The 21008-nt window shown below is 66.9% G+C and carries 15 protein-coding genes and 1 pseudogene; 5 read left to right on the top strand and 11 right to left on the bottom strand.

Translation table 11 applies throughout. From position 1 onward, the window contains the following. The first annotated feature begins 38 nt into the window (after window positions 1-38). On the top strand, window positions 39-968 hold the full coding sequence (locus IB223_RS17035) for a glycosyltransferase family 2 protein (RefSeq protein ID WP_192202933.1): 930 nt from the start codon (window positions 39-41) through the stop codon (window positions 966-968). Here the strand turns inward: IB223_RS17035 and IB223_RS17040 are convergent. Next, the gene (locus tag IB223_RS17040; RefSeq protein ID WP_192202934.1) at window positions 928-2511 is read right to left on the bottom strand and encodes a glycosyltransferase 87 family protein; all 1584 of its coding nucleotides are present in this window, start codon (window positions 2509-2511) and stop codon (window positions 928-930) included. The genes IB223_RS17035 and IB223_RS17040 overlap by 41 nt on opposite strands. Before the next feature lie 81 nt (window positions 2512-2592). Between IB223_RS17040 and glmU the strand changes: the two genes are divergently transcribed. Beyond that, window positions 2593-3960: a bifunctional UDP-N-acetylglucosamine diphosphorylase/glucosamine-1-phosphate N-acetyltransferase GlmU gene (gene glmU / locus IB223_RS17045; protein ID WP_192202935.1), complete on the top strand. Its 1368-nt coding sequence runs from the start codon at window positions 2593-2595 to the stop codon at window positions 3958-3960. 164 nt (window positions 3961-4124) lie between these two features. Here the strand turns inward: glmU and IB223_RS17050 are convergent. The 7 genes and pseudogenes from IB223_RS17050 to IB223_RS17080 all read right to left on the bottom strand — a co-directional run. Beyond that, window positions 4125-5525 (bottom strand): annotated as a pseudogene (locus IB223_RS17050) (HAMP domain-containing sensor histidine kinase); the annotation flags it as partial. Further along, window positions 5450-6787, bottom strand: a complete 1338-nt coding sequence (locus IB223_RS17055) for a sigma-54 dependent transcriptional regulator (RefSeq protein WP_192202937.1) — start codon at window positions 6785-6787, stop codon at window positions 5450-5452. The gene IB223_RS17055 and the pseudogene IB223_RS17050, both read right to left, overlap by 76 nt. A gap of 3 nt (window positions 6788-6790) precedes the next feature. Then, window positions 6791-8005, bottom strand: a complete 1215-nt coding sequence (locus IB223_RS17060; RefSeq protein ID WP_192202938.1) for an ABC transporter permease — start codon at window positions 8003-8005, stop codon at window positions 6791-6793. Window positions 8006-8057: 52 nt separating this feature from the next. Beyond that, a complete protein-coding gene (locus IB223_RS17065) occupies window positions 8058-9281 on the bottom strand; it encodes an FtsX-like permease family protein (RefSeq protein WP_192202939.1) in 1224 nt (407 codons plus the stop codon). A 23-nt stretch (window positions 9282-9304) separates the two neighbouring features. Further along, window positions 9305-10615: an ABC transporter permease gene (locus tag IB223_RS17070; RefSeq protein ID WP_192202940.1), complete on the bottom strand. Its 1311-nt coding sequence runs from the start codon at window positions 10613-10615 to the stop codon at window positions 9305-9307. A 10-nt stretch (window positions 10616-10625) separates the two neighbouring features. Next, window positions 10626-11348, bottom strand: a complete 723-nt coding sequence (locus IB223_RS17075) for an ABC transporter ATP-binding protein (protein ID WP_192202941.1) — start codon at window positions 11346-11348, stop codon at window positions 10626-10628. Between the two features lie 67 nt (window positions 11349-11415). After that, complete coding sequence (locus tag IB223_RS17080) at window positions 11416-12684, bottom strand: efflux RND transporter periplasmic adaptor subunit (protein ID WP_192202998.1); 1269 nt, start codon at window positions 12682-12684, stop codon at window positions 11416-11418. A 194-nt stretch (window positions 12685-12878) separates the two neighbouring features. Here IB223_RS17080 and glmS point away from each other — a divergent pair, with 194 nt between their 5' ends. After that, a complete protein-coding gene (glmS, locus tag IB223_RS17085; protein ID WP_192202942.1) occupies window positions 12879-14705 on the top strand; it encodes a glutamine--fructose-6-phosphate transaminase (isomerizing) in 1827 nt (608 codons plus the stop codon). 196 nt (window positions 14706-14901) lie between these two features. Further along, window positions 14902-15948 (top strand): glycerophosphodiester phosphodiesterase, encoded by a 1047-nt coding sequence (locus IB223_RS17090; RefSeq protein ID WP_225591185.1) that lies wholly within the window; start codon window positions 14902-14904, stop codon window positions 15946-15948. A gap of 6 nt (window positions 15949-15954) precedes the next feature. Here IB223_RS17090 and fabB read toward each other — a convergent pair whose 3' ends face one another. Both fabB and fabA read right to left on the bottom strand, forming a co-directional pair. Beyond that, entirely contained in the window at window positions 15955-17163 is a 1209-nt protein-coding gene (gene fabB, locus IB223_RS17095) for a beta-ketoacyl-ACP synthase I (protein WP_192202944.1), read from the bottom strand. Then, a complete protein-coding gene (gene fabA / locus IB223_RS17100; protein ID WP_192202945.1) occupies window positions 17163-17678 on the bottom strand; it encodes a 3-hydroxyacyl-[acyl-carrier-protein] dehydratase FabA in 516 nt (171 codons plus the stop codon). Before fabA ends, fabB begins: the two co-directional genes overlap by 1 nt. Before the next feature lie 215 nt (window positions 17679-17893). On the opposite strand from fabA, the gene dinB reads away from it, so the two are divergent. Further along, window positions 17894-18976 (top strand): DNA polymerase IV, encoded by a 1083-nt coding sequence (gene dinB / locus IB223_RS17105; RefSeq protein ID WP_192202946.1) that lies wholly within the window; start codon window positions 17894-17896, stop codon window positions 18974-18976. A 54-nt stretch (window positions 18977-19030) separates the two neighbouring features. On the opposite strand, the gene btuB is transcribed toward dinB, so the two are convergent. Further along, window positions 19031-20902 carry a TonB-dependent vitamin B12 receptor gene (gene btuB / locus IB223_RS17110; RefSeq protein WP_192202947.1) on the bottom strand — a complete coding sequence of 624 codons (1872 nt, stop codon included), beginning with the start codon at window positions 20900-20902 and terminating at the stop codon, window positions 19031-19033. Between the last annotated feature and the right edge of the window lie 106 nt (window positions 20903-21008).

The raw sequence follows: 21008 nt of genomic DNA on the forward strand, positions 1-21008 counted from the left end.
AAGATGCTTGCCGCCCACACGGACCCGGGAAACTTCGCTTGCGCATCGCCGTCCTGATCCCCTGCCACAACGAAGCACTGACCGTGCAGAAGGTCGTCGCCGACTTCCGCGACGCGCTGCCGGAAGCCGAGGTGTGGGTCTTCGACAACGCCAGCAGCGACGGCACAGCCGAGCTGGCCGCGCAGGCGGGCGCGCGCGTGCGCCGGGTGTTGGCCAAGGGCAAGGGCAACGTGGTGCGTGCCATGTTCCGCGATGTCGATGCCGAGATCTACGTGATGGCCGATGGCGACGACACCTATCCGGCAGCCTCCGCGCGCGCGCTGATCCGGGACGTGGCCGACGGACGCGCCGACATGGTGGTGGGCACGCGGCTGGAGTCGCATGAAACTGCATCGTTCCGCCGTTTCCATGGATTCGGCAACCGCCTGGTGCGCGGCTGCATCGGTGCGCTTTTCGGGCATCCCGTGCGCGACGTGCTGTCGGGTTACCGGGTGTTCTCGCGGCGCTTCGTCAAGTCGATGCCGGTGCTGTCGCGCGGCTTCGAGATCGAAACGGAGATGACCGTATTCGCGCTGTCCAATGGCTTCGTTCTGTCCGAGCGCACCATCGAGTACGGCACGCGACCCGACGGCAGCGAGTCCAAGCTCAACACCTACCGCGATGGCATGCGGGTGTTGAAGACCATCCTGTTCCTGTTCAAGGACATGCGGCCGCTGCTCTTTTTCGGCACGTTATCGTTGCTCTGCGTGCTGGCGGGACTGGGTTTCGGCGCGTTCGTCATCCACGAATTCACCCAGATCGGCCTGGTGACGCATCCGTCCACCGCCGTGCTGGCGGTGGCCTTCACCCTGATGGGCGTAGTGGCGCTGGCCACGGGCCTGATCCTGGACACGGTCAATCGCCGCTCGAACGAGATCCTGCGCCTGATCACCGACCAGGTGCTGGCGCGGGGCAGATCGTCGGAGTAGCGGAGCGGCGTACTAGCGGGCAGAGTTCGAGCCGGCTCAGGTTGGTCGGCACGGTCTGGCACGCGCCGCCAAGGGCGAGCCCGTATGCCCGGTAGTACTCCGTGAGTGGGGCGGATTTCGGCACTTCACGCAGGAGGAGCAACGGCCCGGTGTGCTGCCGCACGCGTTGCTCGGCGCGGGCCTGCAGTCGCGTGCAGCGTTCCGGTGTCATGAAGTTGTTGTGGATCGAGATCGCCGGCACGCCGCTGGGCAGATACGCCACCGCGTAACCCAGCGGATGGTCTTGGGCCAGCACCACCAGGCTGTCGCGGGGCAAGGCGGGCAGACCCACGTCCACCATCGGCGTGCTGAAGGGCTCGCGGCCCCAGCCGGGTCGATTGGCGGCACCGACCAGCAGCAAGGCCGACAGCACCAGCACTGTGCTGGGAAAGCGTCGGGGCAGCCACTGCGACAGCATACCGATGATCGCGATGGAGCAAACCAGTTCCAGCGCGAACAGATACCGATAGATGCCGTACAGCTTGACCCAGACCACGAAGCTGAGCAGCACGAACACCAGCAGCCCATGGACCATGCCCATGTCGCGCGCCTGCTGGGCACGTGCACGCCATGCCGTCACCCACCAGGCTACGAGTGCAGAAAGCCCAAGCAGGACGCGCGGGTCGGCCAGTTTGCTTTCGGAGAAGCGGGTGCTTTCGCTAAGCAGGTGGAATGGCACCAGCAGCGCATTCAGGCCCTGTGGAATAAAGCGCATGTCCTTGTGGCTATGAGGCAGTGCATCCGGCGAGCTGAACCATTCATTGAAGTAGGGAAACAGCGGGTTGCCATGCGACTGCCACAAGTACAGCGCCCAGGGTCCCGCTGTCAGCAGGCCGCCCGCGATGCCGCCGGCCGCGAGCGCCAGCAGGCGTGCGGGCACCCCGCGCAACGGACCGGCGACCAGTGCAGCACCGATGAAGCCGATGCAGTACATCGCACCGGTAAGTTTCAGGCCGGCAGCCAGCCCCGCCGCCAGCCCAACGGGTATCCAGGTGGCCCACGCGCCGCGTCGGCCCTGCGAATCTACGGCCCACCACAAGCCCGCCATCATGCCAGCCGCCACGAAGGCATCGTTGAACGTGGTGCCGATGCTCGGCATCACGGCCGCCCCCCCTACGGCCGTCAAGCCGGCCACAGCCGTGCGCAGCGGACTGCGATGCTGAGGCCACAGCTGGTCGAGCAGCCGCAGGGCGAACAGCACGGCGATGAAAGCGTGCAAGCCCAGCCATAGCGAGACCAGCCAGCCCGGGAAACCTGCGCGCACCATCCACGCGAAGGGCACGTCGAGCGTCGGGTTGTGCCACGTCTGCAACTGCGCAGCCGCGATATCCTGGCTGAAGCGGCCGTCAAGCAACGCTGATGGCGTATAGAAGTGGTAATTGCGCAAGTCCCAGTTGCCGTCCTGTCCTTGGATCACCATCGCCAGCAGAATCAGCAACAGCGCGGTGAGGGAGGGCGCCTTCCAGGGATTCGCACTTGGCATGACGGAGGGGGACTGGATCAAGAGAACATCCTTGTGCATGGGGTTGAATTGATACCATCGCAGCTCGGCGCGAGGCCGTGCATCATCGTAATGGGAAACCATATGAAGCAACTACACGTCGTCATCCTGGCCGCCGGTGAAGGCAAGCGCATGAAGTCCGCGCTGCCCAAAGTGCTGCAGCCGATCGCGGGGCGGCCGATGCTGGCGCACGTCATCGATGCGGCGCGCGCCCTGTCGCCCGCCGGGGTGCACGTGGTCCATGGCCACGGTGGCGACCAGGTGCAGGCGGCATTTGCCGACCAGGCTGACCTGCACTGGGCGCACCAGGCGCAACAGCTGGGCACCGGGCATGCCGTGGTGCAGGCCATGCCGGAGATTCCCGACGGTGCACGCGTCCTGGTGCTCTACGGCGACGTCCCGCTGACCCGCAGCGAGACCTTGCAGCGCCTGCTGGATGCGCCGGGTCGCCTGGCAGTGCTGGTCGCCGAGCCTGGCGATCCGACCGGCTATGGACGCATCGTGCGCGATGAAGCGGGGCGCGTGGCCGCCATCGTCGAACACAAGGATGCGGACGAAGACCAGCGCCGCATCCGCACCATCAACACCGGCATCATCGCCGCCGACGGCAGTGCCCTGAAGGGGTGGCTCACCCGACTGTCCAACGACAACGCGCAGGGCGAGTACTACCTGACAGACGTGTTCGCGATGGCGGCGGAAGAATTCACGCCTGCGGAGATGGTGCTGGTGGGTGAACCCATCGAAGCGGAAGGCGCCAACGATCCGTGGCAACTGTCGCAGCTGGAGCGTGCCTACCAGCTGCGCGCCGCGCGCGCGCTGTGCACGCTGGGCGCGCGCCTGATCGATCCGGCACGTTTCGACCAGCGCGGTACCGTGCGTGTGGGGCGCGACGTGCAGATCGATGTGGACGTGGTGCTGGAAGGCGAGGTGGAACTGGGCGACGGCGTCATCGTGGGCCCGTTCACGCGGTTGAAGGACGTGACGCTGGCCGCCGGGACTCAGGTCCGCGCGCATTGCGACCTTGAAGGCGTGGTCAGCCAGGGTGCGGCGCTGATAGGTCCGTATGCGCGGCTGCGTCCCGGTACCGTGTTGGCCGATGGCGTGCACGTCGGCAATTTCGTCGAGACCAAGAACGCGCACATCGGTACCGGCAGCAAGGCCAACCACCTGACCTATCTGGGCGATGCCGTCATCGGCAGCGGCACCAACATCGGCGCCGGCACGATTACTTGCAACTACGACGGCGTGAACAAGTCGACGACGACGATCGGCGACCGCGTGTTCGTCGGTTCCAATACCTCGCTGGTCGCGCCGGTAACGCTGGCCGACGGCGCGACGATCGGTGCGGGCTCTGTCATCTCGAAGAACGCTCCCGCTGACCAGCTGACGGTTGCCCGCGCGCGGCAGGTCACGATCGAAGGCTGGCAGCGGCCGGTGAAGAAGCCGAAGTAGCGTAGGGCGGGCTCAAGCCCGCCATTTGCGGAAGTACATTGAGCGGGGTCGCGGCGGCCCACCCTCACCCCTTGCCCTCTCCCGGAGGGAGAGGGGGAGTGAATGCCATGCGGGTTCGGCCTCGGATGCAGCGGGAGGGCTCCGAAGCCTCCTCCTCGGAAAGATCAATTTTCGGGCAGCTGGATCGCCACGCAAAGGCCGCCACCATCGCGGTTGTGCAGCGACAGGCGCCCGCCGTGCGCCTCGATGATCTCGCGCGTCAGCGCGAGGCCCAGCCCGGTGCCGTTGCGCTTGGTCGAATAGAACGGCACCAGCGCGTTCTGCAGCACGGCGTCGTTCATGCCGGTGCCGCGATCCATCACCTCGATGCGCAACCAGTCGGGAAGGCGCGTAACGCGGACCGATACGCCCTCCGGGGTGGTGCCCGATTCGTGCGCGTTCTTCAGCAGGTTGAGCAGCGCCTGTTCGAGCTGCGCCACATCGATGCGGCCATCGATGTCGGCCTCCGGCATCGTGAGCTCGAAGGCGATCTGCCGCTGCAGCCCTTCGAAGAAGGCACGCCAGTGCACGGTCTGCAGTTGCGGCTGCGGCAACTTGGCGAAGCGTGCGTAGCCGCGGATGAAGCCTTCCAGGTGGCGGGCGCGCTCCTCGATGGTGCCGAACACTTCTTCCAGCCGGTCGTGGCGGCCACGCCGCACGAGCTCCGCGCCCGAGTGCGCCAGTGACGCCACGGGCGCCAGCGAGTTGTTGAGTTCATGGCTGATCACGCGGATGACCTTCTTCCAGGTCATCACTTCCTGTCGTCGCAGCTCGCTGGTCAGCAGGCGCAGCAGCAGCAATTCGTGCGGTCGACCGTTCAGGCGGAAGTTCCTGCGCGCCAGGTGGTAGACCTGCTCTTCGCCGTCCTCTTCCTCACTGCCGATGGCGAACAGACTGTCGCCGCCGCGGGCCAGGGCTTCGCGCATCTCGACGGGTGCGGATCCGATCAGCGCGTCGTAGTCCTGGCCTTCGAGTTTCCAGCCGCTGTGCAGCAGCTTGCGCGCGGCCACGTTGGCGAAGATGACCCGCCGGACGCCGTCGCCGCCGGGCGCGATCAACAGCATGGCCACCGGCGTGTTCTGCACCATGGTGTCGAGCAGCAGTTCGCGCTGGACCAGGCTCAGGCGCTGTTCGCGCAGCACCTCGCCCAGCGCGGCATGCGACTGCACCAGTTCGGCGAGTTCGTCGTTCCCGCGCCAGTGGATGCCGAAGTTGTATTCGCCATCGCGATAGCTGTTGACGCTGCCGGCCAGCGCGCGGAACAGCGAGTACGTGCTGCGCAGCCCGCGATGGATCGCCCACATCGCCAGCGGCAGCACCACGATGGCCGAGACCAGCACCGCGATGATGTCGTCGCCAAGCCAGTGCGACAGCGCGACCGGCAGCACCAGTGCCAGCGCCAGCAAGGGCAGCAGCCAGGACAGTACGCGACCGGCGAGGGAGCGACGGATCATGGGGTCTTGATGCCGAAGCGTTCCATGCGCCGGTACAGGGCTTGCCGGCTCATGCCGAGATCGGCCGCGGCCTGGGCGATGATGCCGCCGGCGCGCGCGAGCGCGGTTTCGATGTCGGCCCGCTCCGGTTCCGCCACGACCGTATTGCGCACAGGTGCGGGCCGGGGCAGGTTGAGGTCGGCTGCCTCGATGCGGTCTCCCATCGCCAGCAGCCCGGCACGCTGGATGACATTGCGCAGTTCACGCACGTTGCCAGGCCATGCGTGCCGGAGCAGCGCAGCGCGTGCGCTTTCACCCAGCGGCTTGTCGGCGGGACGGAAGCGCTCGGCCAGCGGCAGGATGTCGCCGGGACGTTCGGCCAGGGGCGGCAGCGCGAGTTCGATCGCGTTGAGCCGGTAGTACAGGTCTTCGCGAAAGGAACCCTCGCGGATCATCGTGGGCAGGTCGGCGTTGGTGGCGCTGATCACGCGCACCGTGACCTGGCGTTCGCGATTGGAGCCGAGGCGCTCGAAACGCCCGGTCTCGAGCACGCGCAGCAGCTTCATCTGGCCCGCCAGCGGCAGGTTGCCGATCTCATCGAGGAACAGCGTGCCGCCGTCGGCCGCTTCGAACTTGCCCTCGCGCGCCTTGTTGGCACCGGTGTAGGCGCCGGCATCGGCGCCGAACAACTCGGCTTCGATCAGCTCGGAAGGCAATGCGCCGCAGTTGAGCGTCACGAAGGCACCCGACTTCACGCTGGAGTTGGCCTGGATGATCTCCGCGATCTTCTCCTTGCCTGCACCGTTGGGGCCGGTGATCAGCACCGGCAGGTCGGAACGCGCGACCTGGCAGGCGAGGGCGACGACGCGTTCGCTGGCCGGGTCCTCGAACACCAGGTTGCGCAGGTCGTACTTCGCCGAAAGCTGGTCGCGGCTGCGGCGTTCGCGGTTGCGGCGGCGATCGAGCTCATTGCGTGTCTCGGCAAGTTCCAGCAACGTGTTGACGGTGGCCAGCAGCTTGCGGTCGTCCCAGGGTTTGGCCAGGTAGTCGGTCGCGCCGGCCTTGACCAGGTTCACCGCCGCTTCCAAATGCGTCCATGCTGTCAGCAGGATCACGGGCAGGTCGGGCCACTGCGCGCGGATCGCGGTGAACAACTGCTCGCCTTCCACCCCGGACGTGGTGTCCTCGGTGAAGTTCATGTCCTGGATGACCAGGTCGACCGCCTGCTCGCGCAGCAGGGTCAGGCCTGCCTCGGGTGATTCGGCATGCAGCGTGTCGATGTCGTGCAGCGAGAACAGCACGTTCAAGGCCGTGCTGACGGCCAGGTTGTCGTCGATGACGAGGATCGTGGGCATGCGCTATAGCCTAACCGAAGGACTGCGGCTGACGAGGTGTGCCGGAATGCGGCGCACGAGACGGGCAGGCCACCCGGCAGCGAGTTGCGCCGCAAGGGTGGTCCAGGCAAACGCTGCTGCATGCGTCCACGGTGACGCGGCCGTTGCGCGCCATCCGGGCACGAGCGACGGGAACAGCCATGCCATGCACGCCAGCGCAGCCAAGGAGGCACCTGCCGCCAGCAGGAGGTACTCCAGCCTCAATCGCAAGGCGAGTTGGGCGCCGCTAGCGCCCATCGCCCGTCGCAGGCTGAATTCCTGCGCGTGCTCCTGGATCCAGCGATGGCCGCCCAGCACCAGCATGCCCAGCGTGAGCAGCCACCAGGTCGCGCAGGTGAGCGCCGACCGCCATGCGTCCGCTGCGGGCGCGCGCAAGGTCTGCTCGCGCAGCATCGCCATGCTGACGGGCATCGCGGACACGGCAGCCGGGTAAGACGCCGACAGCGCGGTGCGGATGCGCGCCGTCATCGTCCCGGGATCGGGCCGGTGGCGGACCAGGAACTGGGCTGCCGCCGTATCCTGCAAGCGCACCGGCAGCACCATGGCCGCACCGTCGGTGCCATGTGCCGTGGCCGGCAACGGGATCCTGTCCACCACGCCGACGATGTGAAGCGGCACGCCAGGCATCACGTGCAACGTGCGGCCCAAGGGATCGGCATCGCCATACAGTTGCTTCGCCAGTGCCACGGAGACGATGGCGGACGTCGGACCGGCGTGCAGCCGGCCCTGGTCGCCCGGATAGTCGTGGAACTCATCGGCGAGAAAGCGGCGCCCCCTTGCTGTGGAGAGGCCGAGGGTATCGAAGAAGCCTTCATGGACGAGATAGAGGGAGGTCAGGTGGCGGGGGCTCCGGTCCGATCCGGTCCAGGCATGCACGCTCCACGCATTGCGTCCGTATGGGGCCTGGTTGCTTGCCGCCACCGAGACGACACCGGGAATGGCGCGCAGCGTCTGCAGCACAGGCTCGACGCCCGGATCGGCTGCGGCAGGCAACTTGATCCAGGGCACCAGCATCAACGTGTTCTCGTCGATGCCACTGGGTTCGAAGCGTCGGGCCTGGAGCGCGGCGAACGTCTGCCAGGCATGGACGCACAGCACGACGCCGATGGCGAGCTGCAACGCGAGCAGCCATGTGCCTGCGTGGCGGCGCCCTAGCAGCAGGAATCCCGGACGAGGCATGAATATTCCGGCGCCGCACACACCCGGAAGTATGTGCGGCGGACCGTGCGCGTCAGGCGGTACGCGTCGCCACCGCCGGCGGCACCGACGCGGCCTTGCGCGCCGGCCCGTACACGGCAACCTGGCCCAGCAGCCACAGCAGCACGGCGCCGACGGGCAGGTACAGCAGCGGCAGGCGTGGCAGTTCGTACTTGCCCATCAGCAGCTGGTTGATGCCGTAGGCCAGGATCATGCCGATGACGATGCCCAGCGTGGCCAGCAGGAAGTTCTCCGTCTGGAAGTAGCGCAGGATCTGGCCCTTGGTCGCGCCCAGCGCACGGCGGATGCCGATCTGCTTGGTGCGCTGCTGCACCCAGAAGCTGGCCAGGCCGACGATGCCCAGCGCGGTGACCACCAGCAGCGAGATGATCACGGTGATCAACAGCCAAGCCATCGCGCGATCGCCGCGGTAGTAGTCGCTCATGATGTCGGTGAACGTGCCCTCGCGCAGGACCAGCCGACGCGCGCTGTTCTTCTCCAGCGTGGCGATCGCAGCCTTCTGCACTTCGGCACGACGTTCCGGCGTGGTGCGGATCACGAAGGTCCCCATGGTCAGGTCCTTCGCCGGCAGGATCATCGCGAAGCCCGCTTCCGCGATGCCACCGTTGTCGTTCGTGCGGATCAGCCGATCGACCACGCCGACCACGCGGTGCGGCACGTTGTCGGTGTTCCAGGCGTAGATGTTCTTCCCGATCGCGCTTTCGCCGGGGAAGAGCTTGTTCGCCAGCTCGCGGCTCAGGATCACGGCGGGCATTGCGTACTTCGCATTCTGCTTGTTGATCTCGGTCCAGTTGACGTACTCGTCGGCGTTGAAGTCGCGTCCCTCGGCCAGCTTCAGGCCGAGGGTTTCGACCACCGCATCGCCGAGATAGACGTTCGCCTGCGCGCTGGGGCGTTCCTGTTCCGGTGCGAGCTGGATGGAGGTGTTCCACGATGAATTGTCGAACGGCACGTGGTTGATGCTGCCGGCCGCCTTGACGCCTGCGAGCGCGCGCAGGCTGGCGACGTCCTGCTTCACCAGTGCGTCGGCGTCGGGGTTTTCACCGAGGTTGCCCATGCTGATCCGCACGATCTCCTCGTTGGCCATGCCGGTGGGGCGATCGATGCGCTCCAGTCGCTGGGTGATGAGGAATACCGCGTTGCAGATGATGGCGCACGACAGCGCCACTTCCAGCACGATCAGTGCGGCGGCCGTCTTGTGGCGGGACAGGGTGGAAAGGATGGGGCGGATGTCCATGACGTGCCTCTTGAATGGATGGGTCACTGGCTCTTGAGCTGGATGGCGGGCGTCACCTGCATGGCGCGCCAGGCAGGCAGCATCCCGGCAAGCAGGCTGGCGAGAATTGCCAGCGCGAAGGTGGCCAGCAGCATCTTCAGGTCCATGTGCGCGAGGTCGGCGTAGCCGGCCGGCTGCTGGCGAACGGCGAGCAGGCCCAGCCAGGCGAGCACGAGGCCCAGCACGCCACCGACCAGCCCGACCGTGCCCGCTTCCACCAGGCACTGCGCGAAGATGGCCTTGCGCGTTGCACCCAACGCGCGCCGCACGCCGATCTGCGAGGCGCGGCCCAGGAACTTCGCCAACAGCAGGCCGACGGTGTTGAGCAGGCAGACGGCCAGGAAGCCGAACGCCAGCCACACCTGCAAGCGAACGTCGGCGGGCACCGCGCCCTGCTTGTCCAGCCACTGCATCACGTTGTGCAGGTCCACGTTGGCGGCGCGTTCGAAACGGCCGGCAGCGCGCTGCTGGTCGGAGTAGTTCTTCAGGTACTGCTTGTATGCCTCGACCTTCGCTGGCGTGCCCAGTTCGACCCAGTACTGCAGCCACGCGCACGGCGCATTCGGGCCTTGCGAGCCTTCCTCTTCGGCGCTGGAATCGCCCCAGCAGTTCATGTTGCCCTGCGTGCCCATCTTCAACGCGCGCGAGGTCCAGAACGGCACGAACAGCTGCTCCACTTCGGTGAAGCGGTCCTGGGTCATGTCGTAGAACTTCGGTGCCGGACGCCATTCATCCAGCACGCCGATCACGCGGAACGTCGCGCCGGAGGCCTTGATCTCGCGGCCCACGCTGTTGGCGCCGCCGAACAACTTCTCGTTCAGGGCCTTGGAGATGACGGCCACGCGCGCGCGCGACTCGTCATCGGCCGCCGACCAGCCATTGCCGTAGCGGAATGGCACCTCGAACATCGGGAAGAAATCGGCCGTGGTGTAGCGCGAGTCGATGCGGAATGGCTCGATTCTGCCGTCTTCCGTCTCGATCGAAGAAGCGCCGCCGGTCATGAAGGCCTGCCGATCACCCTTCTTGTCGCGCAGCAGGCGCTCGGCGTCGTAGCGGGTGAACTGGTCTTCCGGCTCGTCGCCGGGGGTGAAGCCGTTCGCCGAGCGCGGGTCGATGCGGGGATAGAACAGCTTGTCGCTCTTCTGCGGGATCGGGTCGCCGGACAATACGTAGAACACCGTCAGCGTGGTCATGCTGGCGCCGATGCCCAGCGCGATGGCCAGCACCATGAGTGCGGTAAGCGCCCGGTTGCGCTTGAAGCTGCGCAGGGCGAGGGTGAAGTAGTAACCGAACATGGCGGTCTCCTCAGGCCGAGGCGTTGGCTTCGGCGGCGTGCGCCGCACGGATCAATGCAGGCTCCACCGACAGGTCGGTGGCCATGCCGTCCACGATATGCACGTTGCGCTGCGCGCGCGCGGCCAGTTCGGGGTCGTGGGTGACCATGATGATGGTCGTGCCCTGACGGTTGATCTCCTCCAGCAGCTCCATCACACCGCGGGCCATCTGCGAGTCGAGGTTGCCGGTGGGTTCGTCCGCCAGCAGCAGGCGTGGGCTGCCGGCCAATGCGCGCGCGATCGCGGTGCGCTGCTGCTGGCCGCCCGAGAGTTCGGCGGGGAAATGCTTCATGCGCGAGCCCAGGCCGACCCGGCCCAACGCGTCTTCGATGCGCTGCTTGCGCTCGGCCGCCGGCATGCCGCGATAGCGCAGCGGGACATCGACGTTGTCGAACAGGTTGAGGTCGGGGATCAGGTTGAAGCCCTGGAAGATGAATCCGATCTTGTGGTTGCGCAGCCGCGAGCGCGCGTCATCGCCCAGACCGCTGACATCCTGGCCATCCAGCAGGAACTGGCCGCCGGTGAAGGTTTCCAGCAGGCCGGCAATGTTGAGGAACGTGGTCTTGCCCGAGCCCGATGGGCCGGTGACCGCGACGAACTCGCCCTCGCGGACATGCAGGTCGAGGGAACGCAGCGCATGCGTTTCCACCTGTTCGGTGCGGTAGACCTTGGCGACTTGGCGCATCTCAAGCATGGCGGGTTCCTTCTTCTTCGGGTTCGGGAGTGGAGTGGGAGACGTAGGGGAGGGCTGGGGCTGATGATCAGTTGACTGAGACACGCTCGGCGTCGCCGAACTGGTCACTGCCGGAAACGACGACCTTGTCGCCGGGTTGCAGGCCGCTGAGTACTTCCACGTTGCTCAGGCTGCTGACGCCAAGTTGCACCGGGCGACGCACCGCGGAACTTCCGTCCATGACGTAGGCGTAGCGACCGCCGCCCTGTTCGAGGAACGGGCCACGCTCGACCATCAGCACGTTGCGGCGCGTGTCCATCAGGATGCGGGCGGACAGGCGCTGGTTCTGGCGCAGGCCGGGCGGCTGCTTGTCGGAGAAGCGCAGGCGGGTGACGACTTCGCCGTTCACCACTTCGGGCGACACCGCGGAAATTTCACCCGGATACGGTTGGCCGGCGCTGGTCAGCGTGGCGGGCATGCCGATGGCGAGGTCGCGCGCGAAGCTTTCCGGCACCTTGATCTCGACTTCGAACACTGACAGGTCGACCACGCTCAGCACGGGTGCGTTGATGGCGACGTTGGAGCGCTGCACTGCCTGGATCTGGCCGACCTGGCCGTCGAATGGCGCACGCAAGGTCAGTGCATCGACCTGGCGCTGCACTTCGGTGACCACGGCACGCTGGCGTTCGGCCAGCAGTTGCTTGTTGCGCGCATCCAGCCCGGCGCCCTGACCCTGCAGGCCCGCATCCTTGCGGGCATGGGACAGTGCGATCTCGGCCTTGCGCAGATTGTCCTCCGCTTCCAGTACGTCGACCTGCGGCACCGCACCGCCTTCGAAGCCGCGCTGATAGCGCTGCAGGGTGCGCTCGGCGGCCTGACGCTCGATGCCGGCCTGGTCCAGTGCCTTCTGCGCATTGGCACGGGTGACGCTCGCATCCAGGGTCGCACGGCTGGCCTCGGCCTGCATGCCTGCCAGTGTGGTCTGTTCCTGCGCCAGCTTGCTGCGCAGCTCAGGGCTGTCGATCTCGGCCAGCGGCTGGCCCTTGGCGACCTTGTCGCCGGCCACGACCTTCAGCGTGACCACGCCCCCGGCCACCGCGTACAGGGTGGGGCTGTTGGCGGCGATGACCCGACCGTCGGCGGCGATGTCGCGGACCAGATCGCCGCGGGTCACCTCGGCGATGCGCAGACGGGCGCCGTCGATCGAGGTCGTGCCCGCCAGCCAGCCGCGTGCCGCGAACACGATGCCGGCCAGCAGCAGCGCGCCACCGGCGGCGGGCCATACCCAGCGGCGCCAGGCTGGGTGGGTCTGCGAGGAACTGAGCACTCGGTCTTGCGCGGAGGTGTCCCGAATCATCGGCGGCATGCGTTCTTTGGAATGACCTGCCGTACTTAGCAGGATGCGTGCCAAACGCAAGCGATTGATTTACAAGGGGCTTGTCCGGGGCGGAGGACTGTCCGGGTGTCCGCGGACACCCGCCGGACAGGGGTTGTCCAGTGCCGGACACGTAGAATGTCCGTTCGTTTGACTCAGATGGAAGACACAGGCCTATGTGCGGAATTGTGGGTGCGATCGCCGATCGCGACGTGGTGCCGGTATTGATCGAGGGACTGAAGCGGCTCGAATACCGCGGCTACGATTCCGCCGGCATCGCCGTGGTTGAGCAGCAGGACGTGCGCCGCGTGCGCCGCACCGGCCGCGTGGCCGAGATGGAAGGCGCGGCCGCCGCCGAGGGCTTCAATGCGACGCTCGGCATCGGCCATACGCGCTGGGCCACGCACGGCGGCGTGACCGAGGCGAACGCGCACCCGCACATCAGCCACGGGGTGGCGCTGGTGCACAACGGCATCATCGAGAACCACGAGGAGCAGCGCGAGAAACTGCGCGCGCTCGGCTACGTGTTCGAGTCGCAGACCGACACCGAAGTCATCGCCCACCTGATGCACCACCACCTGAAGGGGGGCGACGACCTGCTCACCGCGTTGCAGCACACGGTGAAGGAACTCACCGGCGCGTACGCACTGGCCGTGGTAAGTCGCAAGGAACCCGACCGCATGGTCTGCGCGCGCATGGGCTGCCCGTTGCTGATCGGCCTGGGTGAGGGGGAGAACTTCATCGCCTCCGATGTGTCGGCGATCATCCAGGCCACGCGTCGCGTGATCTTTCTGGAAGAAGGCGATACCGCCGAAGTGACGCGTGAAGGCGTCAAGGTGTTCGACGGGCAGAATGAACCCGTGCAGCGCGACGTGCATGTGTCGGACGTGTCGCTGGCGTCGCTGGAGCTGGGCCCGTACCGCCACTTCATGCAGAAGGAAATCCACGAGCAGCCGCGCGCGATCGCCGACACCATCGAGGCGGTGGTCGACGGCGGTTTCTCGCCCGCGCTGTTCGGCGCCAACGCCGAAGCCGCGCTCAAGGACATCGAGGGTGTGCAAATCCTCGCCTGCGGCACCAGCTACTACGCCGGCATGACCGCGCGCTACTGGCTGGAAGCCATCTCCGGGCTGCCGTGCAGCGTCGAGATCGCCAGCGAGTACCGCTATCGCGCCGCGTACGCGAACCCCAAGCACCTGATCGTCACCATTTCGCAGTCCGGCGAAACGCTGGACACGATGGAGGCGCTGAAGTACGCCAAGTCGTTGGGCCACCAGCACACGCTGTCGATCTGCAACGTGCCCGAGAGCGCCATCCCGCGCGCCAGCGAACTGGTCTGCTACACCCGCGCCGGCGCCGAGATCGGCGTGGCGTCGACGAAGGCCTTCACGACCCAGCTGGCGGCGCTGTTCCAGCTGACCGTCGTGCTGGGCAAGTTGCGCGGCAAGGTCACTCCGGAGCAGGAAGCCGACTACCTGGAACAGCTGCGCCACCTGCCGGGCAGCGTGCAGCACGCGTTGAACCTGGAGCCGCAGATCGCCGCGTGGGCGGAGCGTTTCGCGCCGAAATCCGATGCGTTGTTCCTCGGTCGCGGCCTGCATTACCCGATCGCGCTGGAAGGCGCGCTCAAGCTGAAGGAAATCTCGTACATCCACGCCGAAGCCTATCCGGCAGGCGAGTTGAAGCACGGGCCGCTGGCGCTGGTGGATGCGGACATGCCGGTGGTGGTGATCGCACCGAACGACGTCCTGCTGGAGAAAGTGAAATCCAACATGCAGGAAGTGCGCGCGCGCGGCGGCGAACTGTTCGTGTTCACCGACCAGGACAGCCACTTCAGCGAATCCGAAGGCGTGCACGTCATCCGTACCCCGCGCCACGTCGGCGTGCTCAGCCCCATCGTGCACACCATCCCGGTGCAGCTGCTGGCGTACCACACCGCGCTGGCGCGCGGCACCGACGTGGACAAGCCGCGCAATCTGGCGAAGTCGGTGACGGTGGAGTGACCGCTGTCGCCTTCCTGTAACAGGCGGCGCGCAGAATGCGACCTGCAACGAGGTCCTCTCTCCTCCCGCGTTGCACCGGAGCCCGGCGAAAGCCGGGCTTTGTGCTGTCCGGGTCCCGTGCCGCGCGTGGCATGCTTGCATGCATGAAGGATTGCCCATGCCGTTGCGTCGTCTGCTTCCCGTCCTGTTGGCACTGATGCCGGCCGCGTCCGTACAGTCCGGCGACATGCCGGCCGACGTGGTCGTCATCGCACACCGCGGCGCCAGCGCGCATCTGCCTGAGCACACGCTGGAGGCGTATGCGCGCGCAATCGAGGACGGCGCGGACTACATCGAGCCCGACGTGGTATCCACGCGCGATGGCGTGCTGGTCGCGCGGCACGAGAACGAGATCGGCGGGACCACCGATGTCGCGCAGCGGCCCGAGTTCGCCGCCCGCAAGCGCCAGCAGGTAATCGATGGCGAGACGTTCGAAGGCTGGTTCACCGAAGACTTCACCCTCGCCGAACTGAAGACGCTGCGCGCGCGTGAGCGGTTGCCCGAGCTGCGCGGCATGGCGCACGATGGCCGATACGACATCGCGACGCTGGATGAGGTCATCGCGTTGGCGGCGGAGCACGCCGCACGCAGCGGACGCAGCATCGGCCTGATTCCCGAGATCAAGCATCCCAGCCACTTCCAGCGCATCGGGCTGCCGATGGAAGCGCGGCTGCTGGAGACGCTGGCGGCGCACGCGTACACGCGCGAGGCCCCGGTGGTGATCCAATCATTCGAACAGGCGAACCTGCGCGCGTTGCGCACGCGCCTTGGGCCGTCCAGCCGGAACATCCGCCTGCTGCAGCTGCTGGGTCCGGCGGACACGCAACCGGGCGATGCGCTGGCTGCGGGAAAGCCGACCCGCTATGCCGACCTGATGACGCCGGCGGGACTGCAGGACATCGCCGGCTATGCCGACATCATCGGGCCATGGACGCGTCTGCTGATGCCGGTTTCCGAGGACGGCGCATTGAGAGCGCCGACCGCGCTGATGGCGGATGCGCGTGAGGAAGGCCTGCACGTGTGGCCGTACACCTTCCGGCCGGAGAACCATTTCCTGCCAAAGGCGCTGCGCGAAGGCGACGATCCGCGCATGCGCAACGAGGCGGGATCCCTTGCCGAGATCCGCGCCTATCTCGCGCTGGGGATCGGCGGCTTCTTCACCGACGATCCGGCGCTGGGGCGGCGCGCGGTGGATGGGCGCTGAGCCGGGTCAGACCCGGCCGAACACCAGGCTGGCGTTCGTGCCGCCGAAGCCGAAGCTGTTGGACATCACCGTGGCCAGGGTCGCGTCGCGGCTCGCCTGCACGATGGGGAAATCCTTGGCGCCTTCGTCCAGCGTCTCGATGTTGGCCGAGCCCGCGATGAAGCCATCGCGCATCATCAGCAGGCAGTAGATCGCTTCATGCACGCTGGCCGCGCCCAGCGAGTGCCCGGACAGCGCCTTGGTCGAGGAGATCGGCGGTAGCGTATCGCCCAGCGCTGTGCGGATCGCCTCGAGTTCGATCACGTCGCCCAGCGGCGTGGAGGTGCCGTGCGTGTTCAGATAGTCCAGCGGCGCGGTGACGCCTTCCAGCGCCATCTGCATGCAGCGCACCGCGCCTTCGCCGGACGGCGCGACCATGTCGGCGCCGTCGGAGGTCACGCCGTAACCCAGCAGTTCGGCGTGGATGCGTGCGCCGCGCTTCACCGCGTGGTCGTAATCCTCAAGCACCAGCATGCCGCCACCACCGGCGATGACGAAACCGTCGCGGTCCGCATCGTAGGGACGCGAGGCGTGCGCGGGATCATCGTTGCGCTTGCTCGACAGCGCGCCCATCGCATCGAACATCATCGTCAGCGCCCAGTGCAGCTCTTCGCCGCCGCCGGCGAACACGATGTCCTGGCGGCCGGCGCGGATCAGGTCCGCCGCCGCGCCGATGCAGTGTGCCGAGGTCGCACAGGCGGCGGAGATCGAATAGCTCACGCCCTTGATCTTGAACGCCGTCGCGAGGGTCGCCGATACGGTGGAGCACATCGTGCGCGGCACCATGTACGGGCCCACCTTGCGGATGCCGCGCGCGCGCAGCAGGTCGGCGGCTTCGATCTGCCATTCGGCCGAGCCGCCGCCGGAGCCGGCGATCAGGCCGGTGCGCGGCTGGCTGACCAGCGCGTCGTCCAGGCCGGCATCGGCGATGGCATCGCGCAGCGCGATGTGCGCGAACGCGGCCGCGTCGCCCATGAAGCGCTTCTGCTTGCGGTCGATCTGCGCATCGAGATCGATCTCCGGCGCACCGCCCACCTGGCTGCGGAAGCCGAGTTCGGCGTATTGCGGGATATGGCGGATGCCCGAATGGCCGGCGCGCAGCGCGGCCGACACGGTATCCGCGTCGTTGCCGAGGCAGGACGTGATGCCCAGGCCGGTGATGACGACACGGCGCATCAGAAGCTCTCCGTCGAGGTGAACAGGCCCACGCGCAGATCGCGCGCGGTATAGATCTCACGGCCGTCGACCAGCATGCGGCCATCGGCCACCGCCAGCACCAGCTTGCGGTTGATCACGCGGCTGATGTCGATCTCGTAGCTGACGCGCTTGGCGGTCGGCAAAACCTGGCCGGTGAACTTCACTTCGCCCGATCCCAATGCGCGACCGCGGCCGGGCGCGCCGATCCAGGTCAGGAAGAAACCGGTGAGCTGCCACATTGCATCCAGCCCCAGGCAGCCGGGCATCACCGGGTCGCCGAGGAAGTGGCACTTGAAGAACCACAGGTCGGGATGGATATCCAGTTCCGCGCGGATGAGGCCCTTGCCGTGCGCACCACCGTCCTCGCGGATCTCGGTGATGCGGTCGAACATCAGCATCGGGTCATTGGGCAGGCGGCCGCTGTCGGGGCCGAACAGTTCGCCGCGCGCGCTGGCCAGCAGCTGTTCGCGCGAGAAGGAAGCAGGGGCGGTCATTGCATGGTCCGTTCTACGAAGGCGCAAATAATGCACACATGTGCATACGCTTGTCTTGATGCAAATCAACCGGGTTTTTTCCATACGCCGGCGTACCATCGGCGAGGCGTAATTGCGGCAAGGGTTTCGCACTCTCTGTCCGCATGTCCAAACGCAACCGTATCGTTCCCGCCTGCGTCCATGCGATCGCGTACGGCGGCCGATATCATCGCGTGATGCGCAAGATCATCCACATCGACATGGACGCCTTCTACGCGTCGGTCGAACAGCGCGACGATCCGTCGCTGCGTGGACGGCCGGTGGTCGTCGCGTGGCGCGGCGAGCGCTCGGTGGTGTGCGCGGCATCGTACGAAGCCCGCGTCTTCGGCGTGCGCTCGGCGATGCCGGCGGTGCGCGCGGAGCGGCTGTGCCCGCAGGCGGTGTTCGTGCCGCCGGATTTTGCGCGCTACAAGGCGGTGTCGCGACAGGTGCGCGAGATCTTCCTGCGCCACACGAACCTGGTCGAACCGCTGTCGTTGGACGAGGCCTATCTCGACGTCACCGCGCCAAAGTCCGACCTGCCGACCGCCACCGCGGTGGCCGAAACGATCCGTGCGCAGATCCGCGAGGAAACGCAGCTGACGGCATCGGCCGGCGTGGCGCCGAACAAGTTCCTCGCCAAGATCGCGTCCGACTGGCGCAAGCCCGATGGGCAGTTCGTGCTGCGGCCGCACCAGGTGGAGGCGTTCCTGACGCCTTTGCCGGTGGAGCGCATTCCGGGCGTGGGCAAGGTGATGCAGGGCAAGTTGAACGCGGCCGGCATCCACACCGTCGGCGATCTGCGCACCTTCGAGCAGCGCGATCTGGAACAGCGCTTCGGCAGCTTCGGCGGAAGTCTCTATCGGCGCGCGCGCGGCATCGACGAGCGACCCGTGGAGCCTGACCAGCCGGTGCAGTCGATCTCGGCCGAAGACACGTTCGCCACCGACCTGTTGCTGCCCGAACTGGAACCGCACATCGTCCGTATCGCGGAAAAGGCCTGGGCCGCCAGCCGCAAGACCGAGCGCGTGGGCCGCACGGTGGTACTGAAGCTCAAGACCTCACAGTTCCGCATCCTGACCCGCAGCTTCACGCCGGAGTCGCCTCCGGTGACGGCGCAGGATTTCATCGACATCGCACTCGCGCTGCGCGAGCGCGTGGACCTGCCGGCGGCCACGCGTTACCGGCTGGTGGGCGTGGGCCTGTCCGGCTTCCGCGACCGGGACGAGGTGGCGGCCCAGCCGGGCTTGTTCGACGAAGCGGAGCGGGTGGCGGGGTGATCGAAAAAAAAGCCCGGCGATGCCGGGCTTTCTTCTGTCGCGTGTTCCGTCGTGTCACTCGGTCGGCTGGTAACGCAGGCTCAGGCCGTAGGTGCGGCCAGCCTGGTTGTACCAGGCGACGGTTTCGTAGTCGCGATCGAACACGTTGCCGACCTTCGCCTGCAACGTCCAGGCCGGCGCGATGGCGTACTCCAGGCGCAGGTCCAGCGTGCTGTAGCCGCCCAGGCGATCGGTGTTGGCCAGGTTGTCGTAGCGCTCGCCCGCCGCGTTGAACGTCACGCCGGTGCGGAACGCGCCGAACGCGCGATCCACGTCGATGCGCGCGGTATTGCGTGGACGACGTGCCAGCAGGTTGTCGTGGTTGGGGCCCGCCGAACGGTTGCGTGGGTCGGTGTGGCTCAGCTGGGTGGCGATGTCGAAACCGCCCAGCGTGAAGTCGACCGTGAACTCCGCGCCGCGGATGCGCGCTTCGTCGATGTTGTTGGGCAGGAAGATCGCCGCATCGTATGAGATCAGTTGGTCCACCTTGTTCTGGTAGACGTTGAACGTCCAGTTCCAGCTGTCCGCGTACCGCGCGATGCCCAGGTTGACGCTCTCGGATTCTTCGGGCTTCAGGTCGGGGTTGCCGAAGAACGGGTAGTACAGATCGTTGAAGCTCGGCGCCTTGAAGCCGGTGGCCACGCTGGCGGTCAGCTTCAGGCCGTTCTCGAAGCCGAATCCGTAGCCCAGGCTGCCGGTGGTGTGGTTGCCGAACTGTTCGTTGTCGTCGTTGCGGACGCTGGCCTGCAGCTGGTGCGCACCGAAGCGGCCCTGGTACTCGACGAAGCCGGCCAGGTTGTCGCGCTGGGTGATGTCGAAGTCGGTGGCGCTTTCCACCTTGTCGTCCTGCCAGTCGATGCCGGCGGTCAGCAGCTGGTTGGCGGCCACCGTGAAATCGCCCTGCAGCGAAGCCACGTAGCGGCGCGTCTCGAAATAGCCGGACTGCACGTCGTCATGGAAATCGTCGGATTTGTCGTCGTTGCGGCCCAGGCTCAGCTGCAGGCCGACCTTCTCGCTCGGCGCATAGCGCAGCTTGGTGCCGATCACCTGCTGCACCGTTTCCGAGCGATTGGTGAAGCTGCCGTCGAATTCGCTCTTGCCCTCGGCGCGCAGTGCGTTGGCTTCCATCGTCAGCGTATCGGTGAAAGAGTAGCCGCCGCGCAGGTTGGCCGACGTGTTGCGGTAGCCATCGCGGTCGGGTTCGTCGGTAAAGCAACCAGCGCCGAAGTCGAACGGGATGCCCGGATCCGGACCGCGTCCACGGCAGGCATTGAAGCCATCCGTCCGCGTATGCGCCACGTCCGCGCCGAACCAGCCGCGCGCATTGCCGCCGCCGATGCCGGCGCTGGCTTCACGCGCGCTGTCGCTGCCCACGCCGATGCGGAAATTCGGACGCACCTTGCCGGTGTTGCGGCGGGTGAACACCTGGATCACGCCGCCGATGGCTTCCGAGCCGTACAGGCTGGAGCGCGGGCCGCGCACGATCTCGACGCGATCGATCTGGTCGATCGGCAGGTCCTGCAGCGCCGGCAGGCCGGCGGTCGCCGAGCCCATGCGGACGCCGTCGATCAGCACCAGCACATGGTCCGACTCGGTGCCGCGCAGGTTGAGCGTGGTGATCTTGCCGGCCCCGCCCTGGTTGGCAAGCGAAATGCCGGCGCGGCCTTGCAGCAGTTCGGACAACGAACGGGCTTGGCTGCGCTGGATCGCTTCGCGGTTGATCACCTGCGCGGGGACCAGGCTGTCCTCGACCGCGACAGCGGTTCGGGTGCCGGATACCACGACTTCGTCGAGGTCGGTCGCGCCGCGGTCCTGCGCCTGCGCCGCGAACGGCAGCGCCAATGCGACCGCGAGGGCCAGGTGGGAAAGGGGAAAACGGCTGTACATCGGATTCAACTCCATCGCGCGCCCCGCGCGCATTCTTCGGCGTGGAGTTGCGACGGGGAAGGGAGCGTTGCGGACAGCGCAGCAGACAGGCAGCGGCGCGGCACGC

The organism is Pseudoxanthomonas sp. PXM03 (genome assembly GCF_014852005.1).
Lineage (GTDB): Bacteria > Pseudomonadota > Gammaproteobacteria > Xanthomonadales > Xanthomonadaceae > Pseudoxanthomonas_A.

What these genes read in the sequence shown, in the direction of transcription:
- dinB (WP_192202946.1), top strand. Translation starts at nt 17,894, where the DNA reads ATGCGCAAGATCATCCACATCGACATGGACGCCTTCTACGCGTCGGTC.
- IB223_RS17060 (WP_192202938.1), bottom strand. Translation starts at nt 8,005, where the DNA reads ATGCCTCGTCCGGGATTCCTGCTGCTAGGGCGCCGCCACGCAGGCACA.
- fabA (WP_192202945.1), bottom strand. Translation starts at nt 17,678, where the DNA reads ATGACCGCCCCTGCTTCCTTCTCGCGCGAACAGCTGCTGGCCAGCGCG.
- fabB (WP_192202944.1), bottom strand. Translation starts at nt 17,163, where the DNA reads ATGCGCCGTGTCGTCATCACCGGCCTGGGCATCACGTCCTGCCTCGGC.
- IB223_RS17075 (WP_192202941.1), bottom strand. Translation starts at nt 11,348, where the DNA reads ATGCTTGAGATGCGCCAAGTCGCCAAGGTCTACCGCACCGAACAGGTG.
- glmU (WP_192202935.1), top strand. Translation starts at nt 2,593, where the DNA reads ATGAAGCAACTACACGTCGTCATCCTGGCCGCCGGTGAAGGCAAGCGC.
- IB223_RS17070 (WP_192202940.1), bottom strand. Translation starts at nt 10,615, where the DNA reads ATGTTCGGTTACTACTTCACCCTCGCCCTGCGCAGCTTCAAGCGCAAC.
- IB223_RS17090 (WP_225591185.1), top strand. Translation starts at nt 14,902, where the DNA reads ATGCCGGCCGCGTCCGTACAGTCCGGCGACATGCCGGCCGACGTGGTC.
- IB223_RS17080 (WP_192202998.1), bottom strand. Translation starts at nt 12,684, where the DNA reads ATGATTCGGGACACCTCCGCGCAAGACCGAGTGCTCAGTTCCTCGCAG.
- IB223_RS17055 (WP_192202937.1), bottom strand. Translation starts at nt 6,787, where the DNA reads ATGCCCACGATCCTCGTCATCGACGACAACCTGGCCGTCAGCACGGCC.
- glmS (WP_192202942.1), top strand. Translation starts at nt 12,879, where the DNA reads ATGTGCGGAATTGTGGGTGCGATCGCCGATCGCGACGTGGTGCCGGTA.
- IB223_RS17065 (WP_192202939.1), bottom strand. Translation starts at nt 9,281, where the DNA reads ATGGACATCCGCCCCATCCTTTCCACCCTGTCCCGCCACAAGACGGCC.
- btuB (WP_192202947.1), bottom strand. Translation starts at nt 20,902, where the DNA reads ATGTACAGCCGTTTTCCCCTTTCCCACCTGGCCCTCGCGGTCGCATTG.